Consider the following 23,545-nt stretch of genomic DNA (forward strand, 5'->3'; position numbering starts at 1 on the left):
CACCCTCCCCCGGTTGTGCAACTAGTTGCATAAACGTCCCGCGGTCCTCTACAACTACGTCAAGCACGACACCGCGCACGGAGGGGCCCGATGAGCCGTTACCCGCACCTGCTGAGCCCGCTGGACCTCGGCTTCACCACGCTGCCCAACCGCGTCCTCATGGGCTCCATGCACGTGGGCCTGGAGGAGGCCGAGCGCGGCTTCGAGCGCATGGCGGCCTTCTACGCCGAGCGGGCGCGCGGGGGAGTGGGCCTCATCGTCACCGGCGGCATCGCCCCCAACGACGAGGGACGGCCCTACGAGGGCGGCGCCAAGCTCACCACCGAGGCGGAGGCCGAGCAGCACCGGGTCATCACCGAGGCCGTGCACCGCGAGGGCGGCCGGATCGCGATGCAGATCCTGCACTTCGGCCGGTACGCCTACCACCAGGACCTCGTCGCCCCGAGCCCGCTCCAGGCGCCGATCAGCCCCTTCCCGCCGCGCGAGCTCACCGACGCCGACGTCGAGCGGACCATCGACGACTACGCCCGAGCCGCCCGCCTCGCCCGGCAGGCCGGCTACGACGGCGTCGAGATCATGGGCTCCGAGGGCTACCTCATCAACGAGTTCATCGCCACCCAGACCAACCGGCGCACCGATCGCTGGGGCGGCGCGTACGAGAACCGCATGCGTTTCCCCGTCGAGATCGTCCGCCGGGTGCGCGAGGCGGTCGGCGCGGACTTCATCATCGTCTACCGGCTCTCCATGCTGGACCTCGTCCCCGGCGGCTCCACGCTGGACGAGGTGGTCACGCTGGCGAAGGCCGTCGAGGCCGCCGGGGCGACGATCATCAACACCGGAATCGGCTGGCACGAGGCGCGCATCCCGACCATCGCCACCTCGGTGCCGCGCGGCGCCTACACCTGGGTCACCAAGCGGCTGATGGGTGAGGTGTCGGTCCCGCTCGTCACCACCAACCGCATCAACACCCCCGAGCTGGCCGAGGAGTTGCTGGCCGACGGCTGCGCGGACATGGTGTCGATGGCCCGCCCGATGCTCGCCGACCCCGACTTCGTCGCCAAGGCCGCCGCCGGTAAGCCGGAGGCCATCAACACCTGCATCGGCTGCAACCAGGCCTGCCTCGACCACACCTTCAGCGGCAAGATCACGTCCTGCCTGGTCAACCCGCGCGCCTGCCACGAGACCGAGCTGACGTTGTCCCCGACCCGGCGGCGCCTGCGCGTCGCGGTCGTGGGCGCCGGACCCGCCGGTCTGGCCTGCGCCGTCAGCGCGGCCGAACGCGGCCACGACGTCACGCTCTTCGACGCCGCGAACGAGATCGGCGGCCAGCTCAACGTCGCCCGCAAGGTCCCCGGCAAGCAGGAGTTCGACGAGACACTGCGCTACTTCCGCCACCAACTCGACTGGCAGGCCGTCGACGTACGCCTGAACACCTGGGTTTCGGCCGAGGACCTCGCCGCGTACGACGAGGTCGTGGTCGCCACCGGCGTCAGCCCGCRCACCCCGGACATCCCCGGCATCGACCACCCGAGCGTCGTGGGCTACCTCGACGTCCTGCGCGACGAGGTCCCCGTCGGCCGGCGCGTCGCCGTCCTCGGCGCGGGCGGCATCGGCTTCGACGTCGCCGAGTTCCTGACCGACGGCGKCGACAAGGCGAGCGAGGACCCCGAGACGTACTTCCGGCACTGGGGCGCCGACCTTGGTGGTCTTGCGCTGGAGCAGGTAGACGGTGCGCGAGGCGGTCGGCGCGGACTTCATCATCGTCTACCGGCTCTCCATGCTGGACCTCGTCCCCGGCGGCTCCACGCTGGACGAGGTGGTCACGCTGGCGAAGGCCGTCGAGGCGGACGGCGCCGACCTGCTGGTCCTGGCCCGCGACGGTGACCGCGCCCGGCTCGGGCCAGACCAGCAGCAGCGGGCAGGCGGCATGGTCGACGACGAACCGGCTCGCCGGGCCGAGGCTGTGCGGGCCGAGCCGGGCGCGGTCACCGTCGCGGGCCAGGACCAGCAGGTCGGCGCCGTCCGTCGCGGCGACGACCTCCCGCTCGACGCGGCCGGTGCGCTCGACGCGGCTGCAGGGGCGGGCGAGCCGCTCGGCGGCCGCTTGCAGGAGGCTCTGGGCGGAGGCTGCGGCGAGGTGTTCGACGCGGGTGCCGGGGTCACTCCCCCAGCCTTCGGCCGGGCGGTGCCCCCACGGGTGGCCCCGGCCGAGCAGCCCGGCGAACGCGCCGTGCGCGGCGTCCGCGACATCGTGCCCGGTGACATGCAGCAGGACGATCTCGGCGTCCTCGGGCGCGTGCGCACGCGCGGCATCCACACAGGCGGGCCAGGTGCCCTCGACGACCCAGACGACCACCGCCATGGGATCAGCCTCCTCCGATCACGGCCAGTGAGGCCCACAGTGCCAGTACGGCGGCACACAGGCTCGCGGGTACGGCGTACAGGCCGAGCCGGGTGAACTCCCGCAGCTCCACCTCCGCGTCATGGGCGTGGACGATACGCCGCCACAGCAGCGTCGCCAGCGATCCGGCATAGGTGAGATTGGGGCCGATGTTCACCCCGAGCAGCACGGCGAGGACGGCGCCCGGGCCGGAGCCGGAGGCCAGCGGCAGCAGCACCAGCACCGCCGGCAGGTTGTTGATGACGTTGGCCAGTACGGCGGCCAGCGCGGCGATCCCGAACAGCGCCGCGAGCCCGGTGCCGTCGGGGATCAGGTGCCCGAGGGCCGTGTCGAGCCCGTTGTCCACGACCGCGCGGACCACGACCCCGAGCGCCAGCACGAAGGCCAGGAACGGCGCCGACGCGGAACCCACCAGCGCCTTCGGCGTCGTACGGCGTCGCACCAGCGCCCGCACGGCGAGCACCGTCGCGCCGGCCAGGGCCGCCCAGGCCGGGTCGACGCCGACGGCCGAGGTCAGCACGAACCCGGCGAGTGTGCCCGCCACGGTCAGCAGGGCGAACAGCGGCAGTTCGGGGGCGTCGCCGGTGGACGGGGCCTGTGCACCGGCGTCCAGGTCGGAGGCGAAGAAGCGCCGGAAGACCGCGTACTCGACGGCGATCGCGGCCAGCCACGGCAGCGCCATCAGCGCGGCGAACCGGGTGAAGCTCAGCCCGCTGGCCGCGAACGCCAGCAGGTTCGTCAGGTTGGACACCGGCAGGAGCAGGGAGGCCGTGTTCGACAGATGGGTGCAGGCGTAGACGTGCGGCTTGGGGCGGGCGCCGATCCGGGCCGCGGTGGCGAACACCACCGGGGTGAGCAGTACGACGGTGGCGTCCAGGCTCAGTACGGCCGTGATCGCCGACGCGGCCAGGAACACCTGCGCCAGCAGCCGGCGCGGCCGGCCCGCCGCCGTACGCGCCATCCAGGCCCCGCACGCCTGGAACAGCCCCTCGTTGTCGCAGAGTTGGGCGAGGACGAGTACGGCGGCCAGGAAGCCGATCACCGGCCCGAGCCGTTCGGCCTCGTCCAGCGCGTCGCCGAACGAGATCGCCCCGGTCGCCACTACCAGCGCCGCGGCCGGCACGGCGAACACGGCCTCCGGCCGGCCGAAGGGACGGACGACGGCACAGACCAGCACGAGCACGAGCATGGCCACGGACAGGGTCTCCGCGAGCGGGGTGTTCAGCTTCGGGTCCTTCCGGGCATGACGGGTCCTTGCGAGCGGCGACGACACGCCACCGGTGACTCTCGCCGCACGGTACTCCGCCGAGCGGCTGCCGCCCGGTCAAGGGTGGGACGGCCTCTTCCCCCACCCCCACCAACTGGCGACGGTCCGCGACATCCTCAAGGAATGCCAGGGCGTGGTGGCTTGGGCGGAGACTTCCGCCGCCCGAACGACTCCCACTTCCGGATCGACGTGCGCCCTCCCTCGCGGTTGAGGCCCCATGACAACCGGCTAGGTGTCCTCCCGTGCCGTGTCCTGCGGTCGGAACGTGACCGAGCGGCCCGTGAAGTCGGCGTCGAGGCCGTCGGTCGTGGTGGTGACCGAGCGCAGGTGCAGGCCGTCGGGGATGTTCCGCAGCGGGATCGGCCGTTCGAAGACCCTGTCCAGGATCATGCTTCCGGCGGCGGGCAGCGAACCGCCCGTGACCTCGAAGTCCTTGAAGGCGATGCGGTTGCCGGAGACGGCCGAGACCGACGTCTCCACGGTGACCTCCCCGCCCAGCGGCAGCACGACGACCGCGCTCACCCGACCCGGGCGGCTGCCCTGGGAGATCTCCAGACCGAGCGTGTCGGAGACGTCCGGGTACGACAGGGAGGCGGTCGCCCGCGCGCTGCGGGCCCGGGCCTCGCTGTCGTCGTCGGACTTCGTCAACCCGTCCAGCCGGAGGGAGAGTTCGGACACCGGCAGGGGGCGGGTGGTGCCCTGCGCCGGTATGTCGTGGGCGGTGATGTCGACCCGGCGCAGGGTGCCGGAGGCCGCCTGCGTCACGACCGGGAAGCCGCGCACCTGGACCTCCGGCGGCAGGGGTGTGTCCATGCCCTGCTGGAACGCCTTCGCCGTACGCGACTCGATGCGGGCGGCCACGGCCCGGTCGACGACGACGGGGAGGAGGGCCAGGGTGACGAGACCGGCGGCGAGGAGGGCGAGCGTTCGCCGTCGGCGGCGGGGCTCGCCGGACTCTTCGTCTGCGCCCGCGTATGCGTTCTCCCGTTCGTGGTCGTAGCCGTGGCCGTAGCCGTGGCCGTGTTCGTCGTAGGCGTAGTCGTCGTGTCCGTGCTGGATTCGGCGCATGGGCCTGCCCTCCTGCGTGGGGTCGGTGGGTCGGTCGTCAGGGATGTGGGTGGGGCGGTCGGGTCGTCGAGAGGTGGCGCACCGTCGCGGCGGCGGCGGCGCTGTCGACCCCGGCGGCGATCAGGGCGGAGGTGGCGGCGGCCGAACCGTCGTCCGCCCAGATCCCGGTGTTGACGGTGTCGAGGAGGGCGAGCAGGTGGGCCTCGATGGCGGCGCTGAGCGGGCCGGGCGGGACGACGGTGTGGAAGACGCCCCGGCGCTGCCCCTCGGCGAGGATGCCGGCGACCGTCTCGCGGGCCGGGGCGAGGAGTTCGCTGACCTGCGCGGGGCCCAGGTCCTGGCGGGCGAGGCCGATCAGCGTGCGATAGGCGTCACCGACCGGCCAGAGGGTGAGGACGAAGCGGGCGAGGGCACCCGTAGGGCCGCGGTCGGCGCCCGGGCCGGGAGGGCTCGCGTCGGCCACCGCCCGTCGTATCGCCCGTACCGCGTCCTCGGCGAGGCCCGTCACCAGCGCCGCCCGTCCCGCGAAGTGCGTGTACAGGGTGCGCCGCGCCACCCCGGCGGCCTCGGCGATGTCACCGAGGCTGCTGTCGGGGTTGCGGCCCAGTTCCCGCAGGGCCGCGTCCAGGATGCGGGCGCGCGTGACCCGCGTCGTACGGCGGGTTCGTGCGGGTGGCTGGGGCGTCGGGCTGCTCACGGCGGCACCTCGGTGCGGAGGGGAGTTCAGGGAAGCTGACCGAGATATTTGCACATTGACGAGCAAGAAACTAGTCTGCTCATCGATGTGCAAATAACTCGCAGCCCCCTGGGAGTCCCCGTGCCCTTCCTTGCCAACACACCCGTCGAGAAGATGACCGGCCCGTACGCGCGGCGCTGGTGGGCACTGCTCGTGCTCTGCCTGAGCCTGCTGATCGTCGTCATGGCGAACACGTCGCTCATCGTGGCCGCGCCCGACATGACCCGGGATCTGGACCTGAGCAGCAGCGACCTGCAGTGGGTCATCGACGGCTACACCGTCCCGTACGCCGCGCTGATGCTCGTCCTGGGCGCGATCGGCGACAAGTACAGCCGTCGCGGCGCCCTCATCACCGGTCTGCTGATCTTCGCGGCCGGTTCGGTGATGGGCAGCCTCGTCGACGAGACCGGCCTGGTCATCACCGCCCGCGCGGTCATGGGCGTCGGCGCCGCCGTCGTCATGCCGGCCACCCTGTCCCTGCTGGTCGCGATCTTCCCCCGCGAGGAGCGCGCCAAGGCCATCACCGGCTGGACCGCCACCTCGGGCCTGGCCATCGCCGTGGGCCCGCTGGTCGCCGGCTGGCTCCTGGAGGACCACGCCTGGGGCTCGACCTTCCTGATCAACGTGCCCATCGCGATCGTCGCCGCCGTCGGCGCGCTGGCGCTCGTGCCGCCGTCGAAGGCGCAGGGCATGGGCCGGATCGACTACGTCGGCGGGCTGCTGTCCATCGTCTCCGTCGGCTCGCTGGTCTACGCGGCCATCGAGGGCCCGCACTTCGGCTGGGGCGCCGGCCCGGTCGCCGCGGCCGTGGTCGCCGGAGTCGGCCTGCTGGCCTTCGTCGTCTGGGAGCTGCGTCACCCGCACCCCATGCTGGACGTGCGCAAGTTCGCCCAGCGGCCGTTCAGCGGCTCGATGCTCGCGGTGCTGTTCTTCTTCTTCGGCACCTTCGGCGCGCTGTACTACGCGACCCAGTACCTCCAGTTCGTCCTCGGCTACGACGCGCTGGAGACCGGCGTACGGCTGCTGCCGCTGGCCGGTGCCGTCTTCGTCGGCGCCGCGGTGACCGGGCGGCTGACCCCGAAGCTCGGGGTGAAGGCCATGGTCGGCACCGGCATGCTGATCGGCACGGTGGGCGTCTTCCTGCTCACGCGGGTCGAGTCGGGCTCGACGTACACCGACTTCCTGCCGTCGCTGCTGATGCTGGGCTTCGCGATCGGCCTGAGCGTGTCCCCGGCCACCGACACGATCATGAGCTCCTTCCCCGAGTCCGAGCTGGGCGTCGGGGGCGGCGCCAACGACACCTCGCTGGAGCTGGGCGGCGCCCTGGGCATCGCGATCCTCGGCTCGCTGCTGGGCACCGCATACCGCGACAAGCTCACGGACCTGGTCGGCGGTCAGCTCCCGCACGCGGCGCTGGAGACGGCCAAGGACTCGGTGGGCGGCGGTCTCGCGGTCGCCGAGGAGATCGCGAAGAACCCCGCCGGCGGCGCCCAGCAGGCGCAGGCCCTCGTCGACGCGGTGCACGAGTCCTTCGCCCACGGCGTCGCCCAGACCAGCCTGACCGGCGGGATCATCATGGCCGCCGGGACGATGATCGTCCTCGCGGTGCTGCCGGGCCGCCGGGCGGCGGGCAAGCACCGGACGGCTGAGCCGCAGCGGGCGGACGAGACGCAGGTGACGGACGAGGCGCAGGTGACGGACGAGACGCAGGTGACGGACGAGGTCGAGGCGGCGCCGGAGGCCCTGACGGCCACCGATTCGCACGCGACCGATGACTCCCGCAAGCCGCGGGAGTCAGAGCAGTGCCGGGAGTCGGGGGAGGCGCGTTCGGGCACCGCCTGAGCGGCCGCCACCCCGGAACGGGCCGTGCCTTGAGCGGCGCACGGCCCCGGACGGTGCCGGGAGGGGACGCCCGGCGCCGTCCCCTTTTTTATACGTGGACGGGCAATTCGGGAGGGGGCGGCGACTCAGTCGCTGTCTGCCACCGTGGGCGCGACCGCCTCGACCACACCCCGCGCCCGCTCCTCCGGCACCCCGGCCGCGATGAGCGTGGTGACGGCGATCCGGGTTCCGTCGTCCTCCAGCAACCCGGCGTTGACCGACTCCAGCAGCGCGACCGTCATCGCCTCAAGGCCCGCGCTCATCGCGGGGGCCGGCAGATGCGTGTGGAAGACGCCGTCCCGCTGCCCCCGCTCCAGGATGGCCGTGGCCGTCGCGCGGGCCGGCGCCAGCACCTCGGCGACGCGCTGCGCGCCCAGGTCGCGCTTGGCCAGCGACAGCAGCAGACGGTAGCGATCACCGACGGGCCACAGCGAGAACACGAAGCCGGCGAGCGCCCGCTCGGCCGGTTCGGTCTCCGCGAACCGCGCGCCGTCCGCCAGCGCGCTGCGCAACGCCTCGGACGCCTCCTCCGCGAGGGCCTCCAACAGCGCCTCCCGCCCCGGGAAGTGACCGAACAGAGTGCGCCGTACGACTCCCGCGGCCCGCGCCAGCTCCTCCAGCGTGACGTCCGGGTTCCGCCCGAGCTCCTGACGGGCCGTGGCCAGGATCCGCTCCCGGTTGGCCCGCGAATTACGCCGCAACGGCTCGCGTGCGACGGGCTTGGTCACGGAAACCTCGATGGATCGGTACGGATACGCGTACGCGGATTCTCGCACGACGCCCTTGCGCACCTCACGCGGTCGCGTCGTCCCGAACGCCGTGCGGCTGCCCCGGCAGGACGGTCGCCACGCCGATGCCTCCCTCGGGGCGGGACCGTCGTTCTGGAGACGGGGAGCCCCGAGCAGCCGAGCCTCACAGCGCCCCCGCGCCGCCCACCCGGTCGTCTCCTCCCCGGCACCCGTGCGGGCTGGAGCCGCAGGGCCGTCGCCACCTCGAAGGCGCAGCCCTGCGCGACCACGCCGACGGGACCGTCATGCCGACCGCGATCAGCAAGCGAGAGCCCGACAAGCCGAGCCCCACAGCGCGCACGCGGCGCACCCGGTCGTCTCCTCCCCGGCACGTTGCGGGCTGGAGCAGGACCGTCGCCACCTCGAAGGCGCGACTCTGCGCGACCGCGGCGGCAGGACCGTCGCCACCTCGAAACCGCCCTCGGGGCGCGGGCCCGCGTGGAGCTCGCCTCCGACGGAGAGGGCGCGTTCACGCCGAACCCGCGACTCTGCGCGTCCGTGGCGACAGACGCCGTCGTTGCCGACCGTGATCAGCAGGCGAGAGCCCGACAAGCCGAGCCGCACCGCGCCCCCGCGCCCCTCACGCCGTCGTCTCCTCCTCCGCGCCGTGCGGCTGCAGCGGCAAGGCTGTCGTCACCTCGAAGCCGCCCTCGGGGCGCGGGCCCGCGTGGAGTTCGCCGCCGATCGAGTGGGCCCGTTCGCGCATGCCCATCACGCCGAAGCCGCGGCTCTGCGCGACCGGGGCGGCGGGGCCGTCGTTGGTGACCGTGATCTGGAGGCGGGAGCCGGAGTAGGTGAGGCGGACGGAGGCGGCTTCCGTGGTGGCGTGCTTGGTGACGTTGGTCAGTGCCTCCTGCACGATGCGGAACGCGGTCAGGTCCACGCCGGGCGACAGCGGCTGTGGCTCCCCCTCCGTGCTGACCGTGACCGTGACCCCGGCCGACGCGCACGCCGAGACCAGCTCGGGCAGCCGGGAAAGGCCGGGCGACGGCTCCAGGGACAGGGAGTCCGGGTCGTCGTCGTTCTGCCGCAGCAGCCCCAGCGTGGCCTTCAGTTCGCGCAGTGCGGACGAGGTGGTGCCGGTCAGGTCGGTGAGGATCTTCTGCGACTGCTGCGGGTTGCTGAGCGCCAGGTGCGCGGCCGTACCGGCCTGGGCGTTGGCCAGGGCCAGGTGGTGGGCGACGACGTCGTGCAGCTCACGGGCGATCCGCATCCGCTCCTCGGTGACCCGCAGCCGCGCCTCCTCCTCCCGGGTGCGCTCGGCGTGCTCGGCGCGGGCCTGCACGGCCTTGAGGTAGGCGCGCCGCAGCCGGGTCATGTTGCCGGCGGCCAGCGGCAGCAGCAGCCAGAAGAACGGGCCGATCGTCCTGAGGAGCAGCGACAGATGGTCCATGGAGTCGGAGACGCCCGCCGCGACGGTCACCGCCAGCATGGTGGCCAGACCGTAGACGCGGGTGGTTCTGCGGTCGGTGTGGGTCGCCAGCCAGTACAGGGCCGCCATGACGGGGGCCAGCAGCAGCGGCGTGAGCAGATAGCCCAGCGCGATCACGACCGTCGTGCAGGCCGCGTTCACGACCACGGCGGCGCGCGGGTGACTGCGGTGCTTGAGCAGGACGAGGCAGGCCACGCCCATGAGGGCGACGGCGGTCCCGTCCTGGTCCGGCGGGGTGGCACCGGGCAGGGTGAGCTTGCCGCCGAGGACCGCGCAGCCCATCAGCGCCGCGGCCAGCACCAGGTCTACGGCGAAGGGACGGCGGTCCGAGAACTCCTCGAGGCGGTCCGCGTAGCGGCGCTCCAGGCTGGTGATCATCGGGCTCTCCGGTCGGTGTACTGAGGCCATGGTGGACGATTCCGGTCACGGACGGCCGACGGGGCCGCCCATGACCCCGTTCCGGGTCACGGGCGGCCCCTGGCGGGCGGTGGCCGGTCGATCAGGTGCGGGCCACTTCCAGATCGGTCGTCTCGGCCGGGCCCGGCTCCGCCTGCGGCCGCCGGCTGAGCGCCTCGCCCTCCACGTCGACGCGCGGCAGGATCCGGTCCAGCCACTTCGGCAGCCACCAGGCCTTGTCGCCGAGCAGGGCGAGCACGGCGGGCACGATCGCCATCCGTACGACGAAGGCGTCGAAGAGGACGGCGGAGGCGAGTCCGAACCCGATCATCTTGATCATGGAGTCGCTCTCGCCGATGAACCCGGCGAACACCGCGATCATGATCAGCGCGGCGGCCACGACGACGCGGGCGCTGTGCCGGAACCCGGAGACGATCGCCTGCGCGGGCCGCTCCCCGTGGACGTACGCCTCCCGCATCCGCGAGACGAGGAAGACCTCGTAGTCCATGGCGAGCCCGAACACGATGCCCACCAGGAAGATCGGCATCAGGCTCATGATCGGCCCGGTCTGCTCCACGCCCAGCAGCTCGGCGCCGTGCCCCTGCTGGAAGACCACGACGACCGCGCCGAGGGACGCGAGGACCGACAGCAGGAAGCCGAGGGCCGCCTTCAGCGGGACGAGCAGCGACCGGAAGACCACCAGCAGCAGCACGATCGCCAGCCCGACCACGATGATCAGATACGGGATCAGCGCGGCCTGCACCTTGTCGGCGATGTCGATGTTCATGGCCGTGGTCCCGGTGACCTCGAAGGTCGCCCCGGTCTCGGCCTCCATGCCCGGCCGCTCGTCCCGGATGACGGTCACGAGGTCCTTCGTCTTCTCGTCGGTCGGCGCGGTGGACGGCACGACCGAGAAGACGGCGGTGTCACCGGCTTCGTTGAAACGGGCCGGGGAGACGGACACGATCCCCTCGGTGCCGCCGATCTCCTTGGTGATCGTCGTGACGGCACCCTTCGGATCCGCGTCGCCCTTGGCGTCCACGACGACGGTCAACGGCCCGTTGAAGCCCGGCCCGAAGCCCTCAGCGAGCGCGTCGTAGGCGCGGCGCTCGGTCGTCGACGTCGACTTGGCCTCGTCGCCGGGCATGCCGAGCTGCAGGTCCATCGCCGGCACGGCGAGCGCGCCGAGGCCGACGACGCCGAGGAGCAGCACGGGCAGCGGCCGGCGCAGCACGAACCGCGCCCAGCGGGTGCCGCCGTTGCTTTCCTTGGTCTCGGCTGTACGGCCGCTCTTGCGGGCCCGCCTCGGCAGGACGGCGTGGGGCCAGAACCCGAGGAACGCCGGGACCAGCGTCAGCGCGATCAGCACGGCGACGACGACCGCGCCCGCCGCGGCCAGGCCCATCTTGGTGAGCATCGGGATGCCGACGACCGAGAGCCCTGCGAGCGCGATGACGACGGTGAGCCCGGCAAAGACGACCGCGGAACCGGCCGTGCCGACGGCCATCCCGACCGCCTCCTGCGGCGTACGGCCGCCTGCGCGCTCCTCGCGGTAGCGCGAGACGACGAACAGGGCGTAGTCGATGCCGACCGCGAGGCCCAGCATCATCGCCAGCGTGCCGGTCGTGGTGGACAGACCGAGGGCGTCGGACAGGGCGAGGATGGTGGCCATGCTGACGCCGACGCCGACGATCGCGGTCAGCAGCGGAAGCCCGGCGGCGGCCAGCGAGCCGAAGGTGATCAGCAGCACGACTGCGGCGATCGCCATGCCGATGACCTCGGCCGTCCCGCCCGCGCCGCCCCCGTCGTCCATCGCGCTGCCCCCGGCCTCGACGGTCAACCCGGAGTCGCGGGCCTCGTCGAGCGTCCGCTCCAAGTGCGTCTTGCTGGCGTCCGTGAGGTCGTTGGCCGTGACCTTGTAGGTGACGGTCGTGTACGCCGTCGTGCCGTCCTTGCTGACCGCCTTCGCCTGGAACGGATCGACGGCGGACGCGACCTGCGAGCCGTCCCCCAGCTCGGCCACGGCCTCCTCGACGGCCTTCCTGTTCTCGGCGGCGGTCACCTTCTGGCCGCCCGGCGCGACGAAGACGACCCGGGCGGTCGCCCCGTCGGCCGTCGCTCCCGGGAAGCGCTCCTCCATCAGGTCGAACGCCTTCTGGGACTCGATGCCCGGCATGGAGAACTCCTCGTCGGAGGCTCCCGGGGCCTTCAGCGCACCCAGGCCGACGGCGGCCAGCACGGCCGCCCAGACCAGGGCGACGTACCAACGCCGCCGGAAGGCCAGACGGCCCACGCGATAAAGGAAAGTAGCCACGGCAGGGGTCTCCACATCTGGGACTCGAACGTGTGCCCAGGCTCTCGGGGAGGGGGGTGCCGTGTCGTCGTGCGGCTGCCGACAATCGCCGGTACTGAGAATGCAGTACGGGGCGGGGGCGGGTCCGCCGGGAGGACGACCGCCTGATGGGCCCGAGGTCTCACCTCCCCCCTGCGCCCGTCCCGATCTCGACCACGCGTGCCCAGGCCGGCGGGGTGTCGGGCACGTACGCGGAGCCGTCCTCGTCCCCTGAGCCGCCTCGCGCCCGCCGCGGCGAGCTCGGGAAGCGGGGGAACAGCCCCACCACCGTCCGGCACGGCGGACGGGTGCTCGGCCACGGTGTCTGACCGTCCGTCAGGGCGACGACGACATCGGGCCGGGGCCGGGCCCGCAGCGCCGTCGCGAAACCCTCGCGCAGATCCGTACCGCCGCCCCCGACCAGCGGTATCCCCTCGGCGCGGCACAGCCGGTGCACACCTGCGGCCGCCGCGTCGCACGACACCACGCTGACCAGGTCGGGGCGCCCGCCCACGGCACGGGAGATCGCGGCGACCTCCAGCAGCGCGCTGCCCAGTTCGGCGTCGCTGACCGAGGCGGAGGTGTCGATGACGACACACACATGGGGCGGTCTGCGCCGCAGGCTCGGCAGTACGGCGCCGGGCACCGAGGCCGAGCGGCGCGAGAGGCGGCCGTACGTGTAGTCCTCGCCGGCGCCGGGACCGGACGCGGCCGACCGCACCGCCGCGCCCAGCAACTCCCGCCACGGCTGCGGCGGATGGAACGCCTCCTCGGCCCACCGCTGCCACCCGTCGGGGGCGTTGCCGGGGCGCCCGGTGATGCCCTGCGCCACCCGGAACCGGACGGCGTCCCGTTCCTGCGCACTCAGCCCGTGCGCGCCGTCCGCGCCCAGATCCCACTCCCGCTCCAGCCCGTCGGCCCCGCTGCCGCAGTCCAGCCACGCCAGGTCCTGCGTCTGCGGGCCCAGCCGGAACTGGCGCAGATAGTCCTCCATCAGCTCGCCGTCGCGCAGCATCAGGGCCGCCGGGTCGACGGCGCCCTCGGGCCGGGCCAACCCGTCGCCGTACACGTCGTCGTTGATCTCGCAGTCCGCGGCGATGTTCATCCGCAGCCGGTCCCCCGGCCCGGTCAGCCCACGCTCACGCGCCACCCGGTCGCCCCGCCCGTGATGGTCACGCAGCAGATGCGACACCTCGTGCACCCACACCCCCGCCAACTCCTCCACCGGCGTCCGCTCCACGAACCCCGGCGACACATAGCACCGCCAGTGCCGGTCGACCGCCATGGTCGGCACCCGCCGCGACTCGACGACATGCAGGGCGAACAGGGCGGTCGCCAGATAGGGACGAACCCGGGCGGCGTGCAGCCGGGCGGAGAAGAGCTTGTCGCGGTCGAGGCGCGAGAGCTGGTCGGGGTCATGGGGCCGGAGCCTGCCGCGATCGGGGCGCCCGGCTCTGTCGCGGGCGAGGCCGGACGGCTCGTCGCCGGTGCGGGGCGAGTTCCTGCCTCGGTCGGGGCCGGGCGACCCGCCGGCATCGAGGGGCCGGGCCCTGCCCTGGTCTCCGGGGGCGGTTTCGCCCCGGTCTTCCGGCGAAGCGCCCTGGCGGTCTCGGTCGTGGTCGTGGTCGTGGGTCATCGGCGGCCCGCCTTCGTCTTCTCGGTGATCGCCGCCGTCCTGGCCGCCGCCCGGTCCGCTCGATCGAGGGGCCGGGCCCTGCCCTGGTCTCCGGGCGCGGTTTCGCCCCGGTCTTCCGGCGAAGCGCCCTGGCGGTCTCGGTCGTGGTCGTGGTCGTGGGTCATCGGCGGCCCGCCTTCGTCTTCTCGGTGATCGCCGCCGTCCTGGCCGCCGCCCGGTCCGCTCGGCGGGACAGGGTCACGACGCCGGAGAGCCGCTCGATCGACGTCGGGACGTCCCAGTCCTCCTGCCGCAGTGAGGCGAGGGTGCTCGCGGGGACGACGACCAGGTCGGGTGCGCCGGTCTCCACGGCCCGGACGAGCAGCGTCCAGGCCGCGTCCCAGCGGGCCTTGTCAGGACGGGCCCGTACCGCCTCCACCACACCGTCCAGCGCGGCCTGCCGCAGATCCCCCCGCTCGGGCAGCTCGGCAGCCGCGGGGTCGGCGAGCAGTACCTCCGGGTCCGGCAGGTCCATCCGGTCCACGCACGCCAGCAGCTCAAGGCCCGGCCCGTCCCCGACCGTGCCCCGCACCAGCATCGACAGCACCTCCCGCGAGGACCCGGCGGCCGTGGCGAAGGCGACCAGGGACTGTGTCATCTCCCAGCTGCGCGGCGAGGGCCAGGGCCCGCCCCGGCGCGCCTCCCCGCTCGGCAACCGGTGCACGAGCGCCGGCCGCCCGGAGAGCAGCCCGCAGACCGCGCGCCGGGCGAAGTCCACGGCCTCGGCCAGCTTCCGAGGGTCGAGCCGGGGCAGCGTCGCCCGGGGCCAGGTCCCGCCGAGTCCGCGTACGACGACCTCGTGGTCGTGGGCCCATTGCAGATGCACGAACCGGTTGGCCAGCGGCGCGCTGAGCTCCCAGCCGTCGGCGGCCGAGGAGCGCGGGTTGGCGGCGGCCACGATCCGCACCCCGGGCGGCAGCCGCAACGCCCCGATCCTGCGCTCCAGCACGACCCGCAGCAACGCGGCCTGCACGGCGGGCGGCGCGGTCGACAGCTCGTCCAGGAACAGCAGCCCCCGCCCGGCCCGCACCAGCCGTACGGCCCAGTCCGGCGGGGCCATCGGCACGCCCTGCTCGGCCGGGTCGTCCCCGACGACGGGCAGCCCGGAGAAGTCGGACGGCTCGTGGACGCTGGCGATCACCGTGGTCAGCGGGAGGCCGAGTTCGGCGGCGAGTTGCGTGAGCGCGGCGGTCTTGCCGATCCCGGGCTCGCCCCAGAGCAGGACGGGCAGATCGGCGGCCACGGCGAGGGTGAGGGCCTCCAGCTGGGGGTCGGGGCGGGGTTCGGTCGTGGTGTCGCGCAGGAGGGCCAACAGGTCGGAGGCCACGTCGAGTTGGGAGGAGGTGGGCTGAGTGCACGTGGGCATGTGTGATCACCGTGGGGTTCGTGAGGGGGCGTGGGACAGGTACGAGAGGTCGCTTCGCGTATGCCGGTCAGGGAAAGGTCGCGTGCCGCGGGCGGCGCCGATGGTCACCGGGACGGCGCGGCACGCGTTCGTCGAAACGGACGGGACCGGGCCGGGGGCCGGCCAGCCCGGCCCTGAAGAGTCCGTACGTCACCCGCCGCCGCGCGAGCGCCGCCAGCTCGTCCCGCAGCGCACCGTCCCGCAGCACCGCGTCCGGCCCGAGCAGCCCCTCGACGACGGCCAGCGCGCCGGCGATGTCGCCGTGCCAGAGGCGTTCCCGCACGTCGGGCAGGCACTCGGGACGGCGGTGCGCGTCGTCGACGGCCTGGAGGCAGGGCAGCGGAGTACCGGTGAGCGCGGCGAGGAGTTCCTCGCGCCGGATCTCGTCGGGTTCGTGGTCGAGCGGGGCCAGGACACCGTCGACCAGCCCGATCCGGTGCCGCTCGCCCCGGCACTGCACGAACCGTGGCTGTCCGGGCCGTTGAGGGGACGGGGCTCGGCCGGCCCCGGCACTCTCCGGCACGAGCGCGGCGGCGACCAGCGGATGCAGCCGTTCGACCTCGATGGCACCGGCCCGCAGCAACTCGACGTCGGGCAGCACCCAGGTCGCGGCGTCGGGCAGCACGGGCAGAGCGCAGGCACTGCGGCCGACGGACTCCACGATCCGCGGCCCGCCCGCTTCCGCCTGCGCGGACACCTCCAGGACGAGCCGCCGGCGACCCCCCAACCGCATGATCACGGCCCCGGAGGACCGCCCCTCGGCACGGAGCAGCAGCAACGCCTCGTCGGCCCACCGGTCAACGGCCCACAGGGACCCGTACGGAACACCCCCCGGCAGATCCGGCCGTCCCGTCCCCGGCCGGCCGTCGGCCGCGGCACCGCGCCCCGCCCGACTCCGCAGCTCTCCGGCCCGGCGGGCGTCCCAGAGATGCCGATGCAGATCAAGCCGGAACCGCGGGCTGGGCCGGGGATGTGGATGCGGGCCCGCGTCGGTTGCGGCACCGTCCGGCCCGCGTCCCCCGTCCCACACCGCGAGGCTGATCCGCTGACCGGCGTCCGCCCAGGCGGGCGGCGTCCGCACCACGAGATGCAGCGGCTGCCGGCGTCCCCGCCCCGCGCCGCCGTACCGGGCGAGTGCGAGGGTCACCCCGGGACGCAGCAGCCCGTCGGGAGCGATCCGCGGCATGTGCCAGCGCAGGAGATCGGGAGCGAGAGCGCGAAGGTCGTCCCGGACCAGAGCGGCGACTTCCCGCCCGTGGTCGCGGGCCAGGGAACGCAGACTGAGATCGACGTCGATCCCCGCGGCGGCACACGCCCCCGCCCAGTCCCCGGCGAGCCGGCGGGCGGTCGCGGTCTCGATCATGGAGGCCGGCACGGCGAACTCGCGCACGCGCGGCCAAAAGGAATCCCGGGATTCCCCGTTCGCGGAAGGAGTGCCCATCAGCACTCACCTTGCGCGGACGGGACCCCCAATCTGGCAACAGAGTGAGTCGTCATCGCGGCCGAGCGTAGCCCCGCGCGCTTCGGGCCGCGAGGGATTTTCCGCGCACCCAGGCCCACGGCAACCTTTGCGCCCCCGGCGACCACTGACCCATGGCCAGCTCTCACCGACCGCGTAAGGACTCACCCGTGGCATCCCGTTCCCGTCCCCGTCCTCATCGCCGGTCCCCCGGGAAGCGGCGCACGGCCCTCGTCTCCGCCGCCCTGGTGGCAGCGGTCGCGGTGGCCGTATCCCTGCTCATGGCCCTGCGTCCCGACGGGGAGAGCGAGGCAGTCGGGTCGGCGGCCACGCCCGTCACCGACAGCCGGTCGCAGCCCTCGCCCTCGACACCCGGCCCCACGCCCACACCGAAGCCGAAGCCGAAGCCGGAAAAGGCGACTCCGAAGCCGTCCAGGACCGCCTCCGCCACGACGGCCTCGAAGTCCGCTCCGTCCGCCACGACAACCCCGCGACCGGCGTCGGGCTCCGCGCCGTTGGCGGGCAGGATCCGCCCCGGCGTGGAGTACCAGGGACTCGCCACGTTCTACGACACCTCAAACGGCGACGGCGCCTGCCTGTACGGCCCGACCGACGACGTCATGACCGCGGCGATGAACCACACGGACTACGAGACCTCGAAGGCCTGCGGGGCATACGTCCAGGTCCGCGCCGCGAACGGCACCTCCATCACGGTCCGCGTCACCAACGAGTGCCCTTTGCCGTGCGCCCCCGGCCAACTCGACCTCAGCCCCCAGGCCTTCGCCAAGCTCGCCGCGCCCTCCGCGGGTCGGATCCCGGTCACCTGGCGCCTGCTGAGCCCGGCCGTGTCCGACAAGATCTCGGTCCGCTACAAGACCGGCTCCAGCCCCTACTGGTGCGCCGTCCAGGCGGTCGGGCACCGAAATCCGCTGGCCCGCCTGGAGGTCGAGACAGCCGGCGGCTGGCGGCAGTTGCAGCGCACCGAGTACAACTACTTCCTCTCCGAACAGGGCGAGGGCTGCGGGGCGGCGATCCGGCTGACGGACATCTACGGAGAGACGCTCACGGTCGACGCGCTCACGATCCGCCCGGACGTCCTGCAACCGACCCGGCTCCAGTTCGCGGGGCACTGACTCAACCGGCCCCCCGCGTCGGGTCCAGCGACGGCACGGCCGTGGGGGACACCCGCTCGCCCGGTGTCCGGGACTCCGCGTCCTGTGGCTCTCCGGAGGGCACCGAGGACGGCGCCCGCGACGGGCCGTCATGGCCTCGTGCAGCAGCTCGGTCGCGGCGGGGTCGTTGACCACGGGCGGGACACCGCGGATGTAGTTGATCTCCGACTTGGCGCGATGGAGGTTGGCGACCTCGTCGATCGCGGCGACGACGAGGTCCGGCGCCTGCCGCCAGGTGTCGGGGTCGTTGACCACGGGCGGGACACCGCGGATGTAGTTGATCTCCGACTTGGCGCGATGGAGGTTGGCGACCTCGTCGATCGCGGCGACGACGAGGTCCGGCGCCTGCCGCCAGGTGTCGGAGCACTTCGCACATCGGCTCCGATGCCGGTGCCGTTCCCGGTGAGCGACGACACCGGGCAGCTGCTCTCGCGCAGGAGTCCGGAGACGGGTTCGCGCGATGGCCGCGACCACCTCTCATCCCCCGCTACGGGCCGTTCCCTTCAGGGCCCCGACCGCGCGCCTCGCGTTGAGATCCGAGAGCTCTTCCGCAGGGCCCGCCGAGTTGGACGGCGCCTGGTGGCCCCGTTCACGTGACCTGCCGAGCGAGCTCTCCGCCTTGGCGGACGTGCTGGATCCGYTGTGGGGGCGGATCACCCGGGTCACAGTGAATCCCACCCACTGGCCCGTCGTTCCGCGCAAGGTGTCCGTCGCCGGGCACGTGGTGAAGGTGGGCTGGTTCCTGGCCGAGCAGGACCCGCACGAACTGCTGTTGCTCTCGTACCGCATGGGCCGTTGGAACCTCTTGGTGGTCCCGCCGCAGACGACTCCCGTCTCGGCCGCCTGGCTGATGGCCGCCGCGAGCGACCCACTGGGCATGTCGACCGCGAGCCGGTTGATGGAGGAGGCGGCGCGCCTGCGGACGGTGTCCGAGACGGACCGGGCCGTGGAAGCGGTCTGGGACTCCGAAGGAGGCCATGAGGCCCGCGATCCGGGCGCACGTCCCCGGATCCCGACCGTGACCGCCGCGCTGCCGCATCAGCCGATGGGGAGGTGAGGACCATGCAGACATTCGTGGTCGTGGTCGTGACCCTCGCAATGATCGCCTTCGGGGCGCTCCTCATCCACTTGCTCAACTTGCAGCACAGTGGCCGCATCGCCGCCTTCCACTACGGCCGTTCCGGGATGCCGATCCCAGGACCGGACCCGTTGGCTCCGCGCAAGGCCCACGGCCGGGCGGGAGCGAGCGGCACCGCACGCCGCCGCGCACCTCGCGAGGACGGCCCAAGCGGACCGAACAGACCGAGCCGACCGAACTGACAGCACCGACCGCAGCCCAGGACCCCGGCCGCCGTATCGCACAGGACAGGCCGGGGTCTTCCCGTGTCCTGTGCCTCCGAGCCCCGGGCCCCCGCCGGCCCGGTCTGCCGACCATGCCGTCCGGGCCTCGGGCGGCACCCCTTTAAGGACACGATGCCCGCCGGGCGCGGACCTTCCGTCCGATCCCATGGCGCGCATCCCGGACGATTGATCCGCCATCCGCCATCCTCCATCTGCCGCCGCGCTCGCCAACTCCCGTTGCCGGAGCGGCCGTTCACCCGTCACCGCGTATCTCCCCCGTATCGGCGGCACGCCGCGAGGGCCGGACCGGCCCCGCCACGCGGCGCTGTCCGACGGGTACTTCGTACGTCGAACCGAGGAGCCATGCCTCACCCACAACTGAGCATCCACCGGCACGACCGCGCCACTCGCGCGCTGATCACCCTCGCAGGAGAGATCGACCTGGCCACCGCCCCGCTCGTGCGCGCCGCACTGGCCGCATGCATGCGCGACGGCATCCGCACCGCCGACGTCGATCTCACGGCGGTCACCTTCTGCGACGGCAGCGGACTCAACGCCTTCCTCACGGCATCCCAGCTCGCCACGGATGCAGGAATGACCCTCCAACTGCACTATCCGCCACCGACCATGGCCCGCATCATCGAGCTCACCGGCTCCGGCTTCCTGCTCCACGAGCTCCACGCAGCTCGACGACCGTCACGCCGGGTTCCGGCTGTCGTGGGCGGTGCGCCGTGACGGGGCCGCTCCGCCTGGAGCCGCCAGGGGTTGGGGGAAGCACATCGACTCCCGCCCACGCGGTACGTCTGCGCCGACTGAACCGCTGGCAGGCCGAGACCCTGCGGGAGGATCTGGCAGACCTGTACGTGGAATCCGCACGCACGCAGGCAGGCCAGGAATACCGGGGCCGGGAGGCGTTTCTGCGGCGGCTCACCGGCGACATCCGGCGGGCCGGCTTCGCCCTGCTGGTCGCGGAGGACACGGCCTTGGCCGGGTGTGCCTACGGATTCCCCGTACCGCGTGAGGGGACCTGGTGGAGGGGGTTCGACGGGCCCCTTCCGCAGAGCGTCGAACGGCTCACCGCGTCCGGCCACGTCTTCGCGATCACCGAGATCGTGGTGCACCCCCATACGGACGAGCACGGCCTCGCCCGCAGGCTCCAGGAACGGCTGCTCGCCGACCACCACGCCTCGCTCGGGGCGACACTGGTCGACGAAGCCGACGCTCCGGCCTTCGGGGCCTTCCTGTCGTGGGGATGGCACGACATCGGGGCGATCCGTCGGCCGTCGGATCCCATGGTCCTGCGGCCGTCTGCCCCTGTGCTGCTGCGGGCTCTGGTCCTTCCCCTGGGCCCACGCACGCCTGCCCGCCCGGACGGCCTGGCTCACGAACACCGCACCCAACGGCCCGACTGACGACCAACGTGTGGGCGAGGGGCTCGACGGCCGGGGAGAGGTCTCGGCGCTGCCGCCCACCAGATCGCCGACGACCGCGATCAGGATCGGGCTGCGTTACGTTGATGGTGTCGACGACCCGCTGGGAGAAGCCAGACCCCGCTTTCGTCCGCACGGTGGCAGAGATCGACACCCGCATCCGCTACCTGCTGCCGCTGCTCGCCCGCACGCCACAGGAGGTCAAGCCGTGACAACGCCCGACCAGTTCGCCAGCGTCCGGTACATCGTCGACGACGTCCAGGCAGCCGTCGACTTCTACACCACCCATCTGGGCTTCACCCTCCGCAGCAACCCGGCCCCGGCCTTCGCCGACGTCGTGCGCGGGCCGCTGCGGCTGCTCCTGTCCGGCCCGGCCAGCTCCGGCGCCCGCGCCACCCCCAGCGGCACCGGCCCCGGCCGTAACCGCATCCATCTGATCGTCGACGACCTCGACCTCGAGATCGACCGGCTCCGCGGTGCCGGACTGGCCTTCCACGGCGATGCGGTCTCCGGCCCCGGCGGTCGTCAGATCCTGCTCGCCGATCCCGCGGGCAACCTCATCGAGCTTTTCGAGCCGGCCCGTTAGCCGAGGGCGTCCGCACCGGCACGGAACCGGATGTTCGCGGCCTCTAAGTGCACACCGTCGAATCCGGCGTCCTGTGCGTCCCGTGCGTCGTGTTGTCGATGTTGTCCTCCACCCAGGTCCTCAGGTGGCGTAGCGGTACGGCCGCGCTGCGGCCGAGGGTGGTCAGGTCGTACTCGACGTGCAGGGGCACCGCGGGGTAGACGGTGCGGTCGACGAGGCCGGCGCCCTCCAGGCGGCGCAGGGTCTGGGTGAGCACCTTGGGGCTGACTCCTTGAAGGAGTCGCTGCAGGGCGCCGAAGCGTTGCGGGCCGTCTTCCAGGGCTCCGATGGCCAGGGCCGACCACTTGTTGGCCAGCAGGTCCAGCATGGCGCGGCAGGGGCACTGGGCCGCGTACACGTCGTGGTCGGTATGTTGCCCGGTCAGGCACTGGGTGGTCACGGAGACGCTCCTCAGCTGCATGCTTCCCATCGGGAAGTAGATTCCCTTGATGGTAACCACCTACCTCGGCATACGGTCAACACCGCTGAACCGGAGGCCGATACGCGGTCTTACGGATGATTTCAGGGAGTTGACGCATGTCTACGATGCGCGCGGTGGTGCAGCAGGCCTTCGGCGGCCCGGACGTCCTGCAGGTGCAGGAGGTGCCCCGGCCCGAGCCGCTGCCGACCGAGGTTCTGGTGCGGGTGCACGCCGCCGGGATCAACCCGGTCGACTGGAAGACCCGGGCCGGCGGAGGCATCGCCGGCGTGCTCGGCGAGCCGCCGTTCACCCTGGGCTGGGACGTCTCCGGCGTCGTGGAGGAGATCGGCTTCGGCGTGACCACCCTCAAGCCGGGCGACGAGGTGTACGGGATGCCCTGGTTCCCCCGAGCCGCGGGCGGCTACGCCGAGTACGTCACCGCCCCGGCCCGCCAGTTCGCTCGTAAGCCCGCGAGCATCAGCCACGAGCAGGCCGCCGCCGTACCGCTCGCGGCCCTCACCGCCTGGCAGGTCCTGGTGGACACCGCCGGCATCCGCCCCGGCCTGCGCGTGCTGATCCACGCCGCCGCCGGAGGCGTCGGACACTTCGCCGTCCAGTTCGCCAAGCACCTGGGCGCCCATGTCACCGGCACCGCCAGCCGCCCGCGCCACGACTGGCTCACCGCGCTCGGCGCCGACGAACTCATCGACTACACCGCAGTCCGCTTCGAGGAAGCCGCCAAGGACATCGACGTCGTCATCGACCTCGTCGGCGACGCGCACGACAACACCAGCACCCGCTCCCTCGACGTGCTGCGCCCCGGCGGACTCATCGTCGCGATCCCCGCGGGAGTCTCGCCCGAACTCCTCGAGGCGGCGCAGTCCAGGGGGCTGCGCACCAGCCCGTTCCTGGTCGAACCCGACGGCCCCGCCCTGACCCGCATCGCCCACCTCATCGACTCCGGCGAGGTGAGCGTGGAGGTCGAGGAGGTCTTCCCGCTGGAGCAGGCGGCCCAGGCCCATACCCGCGGCGAGAGCGACCGGACCCGGGGCAAGCTCGTGCTGCGCGTCTCCTCCTGACCGCCGCCGAACCACCCCACCGATTGCACGACTTGGAGGAGTTCGCCGTGTTCTACGAGCTTCGGCGCTACCGGACCCGACCCGGACGCCGGGACGAATGGGTCCGCTACATGGAGGACGTCGTCATCCCGTTCCAGACGTCGAAGGGGATGACGGTCACCGCGTCCTTCATCGACGAGGAGGACCAGGACGGTTACGTCTGGATCCGCCGGTTCGACGACGAGGCGCAGCGCGAGGAACTGTACGCCGCCGTCTACCAGAGCGAACGCTGGCAGGGCGAGATCAGCCCGGTCGTCGAGGACCTATTGATCCCGGACGAGATCGTGGTCACCCGCGTGGCCCCCACACCGCGCTCCGCGCTGCGCTGACGTCGGCGGTCACCTGAAGGCGTTCGAGCGAACCGACGACGCACCGTTCCTGGCCGGCTGACGGCCGTCGGCGGCGGCTGCCCGGTGATCGAGGACGGCCAGGTCATCGGCGGCCTCGGCATCTCGGGCGGCACCTAGGTGCAGGATCAGCAGGCTGCCGAAGCCGCGCTCGGCTCGCTCGGCTTCGAGATCCCGGGCTGCAACAGCCACCGTGCTCGCACCGGGCCGGGCCCGACGTGGCGCCCGGTGCGAGCTCGATGTCCGCTCCT

22 protein-coding genes and 3 pseudogenes are annotated in these 23,545 nt (G+C 72.8%); 12 read left to right on the plus strand and 13 right to left on the minus strand.

The genetic code is table 11. The annotated features are described in order from the left end of the window. Positions 1-90 precede the first annotated feature (90 nt). Positions 91-1,701, plus strand: a pseudogene (locus EAO75_RS27580) (FAD-dependent oxidoreductase); the annotation flags it as partial. 178 nt (positions 1,702-1,879) lie between these two features. Here the strand turns inward: EAO75_RS27580 and EAO75_RS47645 are convergent. The 4 genes and pseudogenes from EAO75_RS47645 to EAO75_RS27600 all read right to left on the minus strand — a co-directional run. Continuing rightward, positions 1,880-2,362, minus strand: a pseudogene (locus EAO75_RS47645) (universal stress protein); the annotation flags it as partial. Positions 2,363-2,366: 4 nt separating this feature from the next. After that, positions 2,367-3,626 (minus strand): SLC13 family permease, encoded by a 1,260-nt coding sequence (locus tag EAO75_RS27590; protein ID WP_147998101.1) that lies wholly within the window; start codon positions 3,624-3,626, stop codon positions 2,367-2,369. Positions 3,627-3,896: 270 nt separating this feature from the next. Further along, positions 3,897-4,736 carry a DUF2993 domain-containing protein gene (locus EAO75_RS27595; RefSeq protein ID WP_147997705.1) on the minus strand — a complete coding sequence of 280 codons (840 nt, stop codon included), beginning with the start codon at positions 4,734-4,736 and terminating at the stop codon, positions 3,897-3,899. A 37-nt stretch (positions 4,737-4,773) separates the two neighbouring features. Then, positions 4,774-5,433: a TetR/AcrR family transcriptional regulator gene (locus tag EAO75_RS27600; protein WP_147997706.1), complete on the minus strand. Its 660-nt coding sequence runs from the start codon at positions 5,431-5,433 to the stop codon at positions 4,774-4,776. A gap of 120 nt (positions 5,434-5,553) precedes the next feature. On the opposite strand from EAO75_RS27600, the gene EAO75_RS27605 reads away from it, so the two are divergent. Next, on the plus strand, positions 5,554-7,314 hold the full coding sequence (locus EAO75_RS27605; protein WP_261989424.1) for an MFS transporter: 1,761 nt from the start codon (positions 5,554-5,556) through the stop codon (positions 7,312-7,314). Between the two features lie 125 nt (positions 7,315-7,439). Here EAO75_RS27605 and EAO75_RS27610 read toward each other — a convergent pair whose 3' ends face one another. From EAO75_RS27610 to EAO75_RS48300, 7 genes are all read right to left on the minus strand, one after another. Next, positions 7,440-8,081, minus strand: a complete 642-nt coding sequence (locus EAO75_RS27610) for a TetR/AcrR family transcriptional regulator (protein ID WP_147997707.1) — start codon at positions 8,079-8,081, stop codon at positions 7,440-7,442. 640 nt (positions 8,082-8,721) lie between these two features. Further along, the gene (locus EAO75_RS27620) at positions 8,722-9,951 is read right to left on the minus strand and encodes a sensor histidine kinase (protein ID WP_147997709.1); all 1,230 of its coding nucleotides are present in this window, start codon (positions 9,949-9,951) and stop codon (positions 8,722-8,724) included. Between the two features lie 121 nt (positions 9,952-10,072). Continuing rightward, positions 10,073-12,283 (minus strand): MMPL family transporter, encoded by a 2,211-nt coding sequence (locus EAO75_RS27625; RefSeq protein ID WP_147997710.1) that lies wholly within the window; start codon positions 12,281-12,283, stop codon positions 10,073-10,075. A 160-nt stretch (positions 12,284-12,443) separates the two neighbouring features. Then, positions 12,444-13,937, minus strand: coding sequence for a DUF2201 family putative metallopeptidase (locus EAO75_RS27630; RefSeq protein ID WP_147997711.1), 1,494 nt, complete (start codon positions 13,935-13,937; stop codon positions 12,444-12,446). A 160-nt stretch (positions 13,938-14,097) separates the two neighbouring features. Further along, positions 14,098-15,342: an AAA family ATPase gene (locus EAO75_RS27635; protein ID WP_147997712.1), complete on the minus strand. Its 1,245-nt coding sequence runs from the start codon at positions 15,340-15,342 to the stop codon at positions 14,098-14,100. A 67-nt stretch (positions 15,343-15,409) separates the two neighbouring features. After that, positions 15,410-16,822: a hypothetical protein gene (locus EAO75_RS27640; protein ID WP_147997713.1), complete on the minus strand. Its 1,413-nt coding sequence runs from the start codon at positions 16,820-16,822 to the stop codon at positions 15,410-15,412. Positions 16,823-17,036: 214 nt separating this feature from the next. Beyond that, entirely contained in the window at positions 17,037-17,402 is a 366-nt protein-coding gene (locus tag EAO75_RS48300; protein ID WP_315987375.1) for a hypothetical protein, read from the minus strand. Between EAO75_RS48300 and EAO75_RS48305 the strand changes: the two genes are divergently transcribed. Further along, entirely contained in the window at positions 17,380-17,973 is a 594-nt protein-coding gene (locus tag EAO75_RS48305; protein ID WP_315987377.1) for an expansin EXLX1 family cellulose-binding protein, read from the plus strand. The two genes, EAO75_RS48300 and EAO75_RS48305, sit on opposite strands and share 23 nt — an antisense overlap. 114 nt (positions 17,974-18,087) lie before the next feature. On the opposite strand, the pseudogene EAO75_RS47655 reads toward EAO75_RS48305, so the two are convergent. Next, positions 18,088-18,258, minus strand: a pseudogene (locus EAO75_RS47655) (amidohydrolase); the annotation flags it as partial. A gap of 214 nt (positions 18,259-18,472) precedes the next feature. On the opposite strand from EAO75_RS47655, the gene EAO75_RS27655 reads away from it, so the two are divergent. From EAO75_RS27655 to EAO75_RS27680, 6 genes are all read left to right on the plus strand, one after another. Next, positions 18,473-19,069 (plus strand): DUF5994 family protein, encoded by a 597-nt coding sequence (locus EAO75_RS27655; RefSeq protein WP_147997715.1) that lies wholly within the window; start codon positions 18,473-18,475, stop codon positions 19,067-19,069. A gap of 5 nt (positions 19,070-19,074) precedes the next feature. Continuing rightward, positions 19,075-19,332, plus strand: a complete 258-nt coding sequence (locus tag EAO75_RS27660) for a hypothetical protein (RefSeq protein WP_147997716.1) — start codon at positions 19,075-19,077, stop codon at positions 19,330-19,332. A 384-nt stretch (positions 19,333-19,716) separates the two neighbouring features. Further along, complete coding sequence (locus tag EAO75_RS27665) at positions 19,717-20,088, plus strand: STAS domain-containing protein (RefSeq protein ID WP_147997717.1); 372 nt, start codon at positions 19,717-19,719, stop codon at positions 20,086-20,088. Further along, positions 20,085-20,765, plus strand: a complete 681-nt coding sequence (locus tag EAO75_RS27670; RefSeq protein ID WP_261989426.1) for a hypothetical protein — start codon at positions 20,085-20,087, stop codon at positions 20,763-20,765. The genes EAO75_RS27665 and EAO75_RS27670 overlap by 4 nt, the downstream gene beginning before the upstream one ends. 104 nt (positions 20,766-20,869) lie before the next feature. Continuing rightward, the gene (locus tag EAO75_RS47660) at positions 20,870-20,995 is read left to right on the plus strand and encodes a hypothetical protein (protein WP_261989427.1); all 126 of its coding nucleotides are present in this window, start codon (positions 20,870-20,872) and stop codon (positions 20,993-20,995) included. Then, complete coding sequence (locus EAO75_RS27680) at positions 20,992-21,369, plus strand: VOC family protein (RefSeq protein ID WP_147997718.1); 378 nt, start codon at positions 20,992-20,994, stop codon at positions 21,367-21,369. The genes EAO75_RS47660 and EAO75_RS27680 overlap by 4 nt, the downstream gene beginning before the upstream one ends. 43 nt (positions 21,370-21,412) lie before the next feature. Here EAO75_RS27680 and EAO75_RS27685 read toward each other — a convergent pair whose 3' ends face one another. Beyond that, the gene (locus EAO75_RS27685) at positions 21,413-21,808 is read right to left on the minus strand and encodes a winged helix-turn-helix transcriptional regulator (protein WP_147997719.1); all 396 of its coding nucleotides are present in this window, start codon (positions 21,806-21,808) and stop codon (positions 21,413-21,415) included. A gap of 146 nt (positions 21,809-21,954) precedes the next feature. Here EAO75_RS27685 and EAO75_RS27690 point away from each other — a divergent pair, with 146 nt between their 5' ends. The 3 genes from EAO75_RS27690 to EAO75_RS47665 all read left to right on the plus strand — a co-directional run bounded on the left by EAO75_RS27690 (position 21,955) and on the right by EAO75_RS47665 (position 23,414). Then, positions 21,955-22,908 (plus strand): NADP-dependent oxidoreductase, encoded by a 954-nt coding sequence (locus EAO75_RS27690; protein WP_410092488.1) that lies wholly within the window; start codon positions 21,955-21,957, stop codon positions 22,906-22,908. A gap of 47 nt (positions 22,909-22,955) precedes the next feature. After that, complete coding sequence (locus tag EAO75_RS27695; protein ID WP_147997721.1) at positions 22,956-23,276, plus strand: NIPSNAP family protein; 321 nt, start codon at positions 22,956-22,958, stop codon at positions 23,274-23,276. A gap of 84 nt (positions 23,277-23,360) precedes the next feature. Beyond that, positions 23,361-23,414, plus strand: coding sequence for a hypothetical protein (locus EAO75_RS47665; RefSeq protein WP_410092489.1), 54 nt, complete (start codon positions 23,361-23,363; stop codon positions 23,412-23,414). The last annotated feature ends 131 nt before the right edge of the window (positions 23,415-23,545 follow it).

The organism is Streptomyces sp. UW30, assembly GCF_008042075.1.
Lineage (GTDB): Bacteria > Actinomycetota > Actinomycetes > Streptomycetales > Streptomycetaceae > Streptomyces.

Coding starts and splice junctions, on each gene's coding strand:
- EAO75_RS27595 (WP_147997705.1), bottom strand. CDS start 4,736: ATGCGCCGAATCCAGCACGGACACGACGACTACGCCTACGACGAACAC.
- EAO75_RS27620 (WP_147997709.1), bottom strand. CDS start 9,951: ATGATCACCAGCCTGGAGCGCCGCTACGCGGACCGCCTCGAGGAGTTC.
- EAO75_RS27630 (WP_147997711.1), bottom strand. CDS start 13,937: ATGACCCACGACCACGACCACGACCGAGACCGCCAGGGCGCTTCGCCG.
- EAO75_RS27635 (WP_147997712.1), bottom strand. CDS start 15,342: ATGCCCACGTGCACTCAGCCCACCTCCTCCCAACTCGACGTGGCCTCC.
- EAO75_RS27640 (WP_147997713.1), bottom strand. CDS start 16,822: ATGGGCACTCCTTCCGCGAACGGGGAATCCCGGGATTCCTTTTGGCCG.
- EAO75_RS27660 (WP_147997716.1), top strand. CDS start 19,075: ATGCAGACATTCGTGGTCGTGGTCGTGACCCTCGCAATGATCGCCTTC.
- EAO75_RS27665 (WP_147997717.1), top strand. CDS start 19,717: ATGCCTCACCCACAACTGAGCATCCACCGGCACGACCGCGCCACTCGC.
- EAO75_RS47660 (WP_261989427.1), top strand. CDS start 20,870: ATGGTGTCGACGACCCGCTGGGAGAAGCCAGACCCCGCTTTCGTCCGC.
- EAO75_RS27690 (WP_410092488.1), top strand. CDS start 21,955: ATGCGCGCGGTGGTGCAGCAGGCCTTCGGCGGCCCGGACGTCCTGCAG.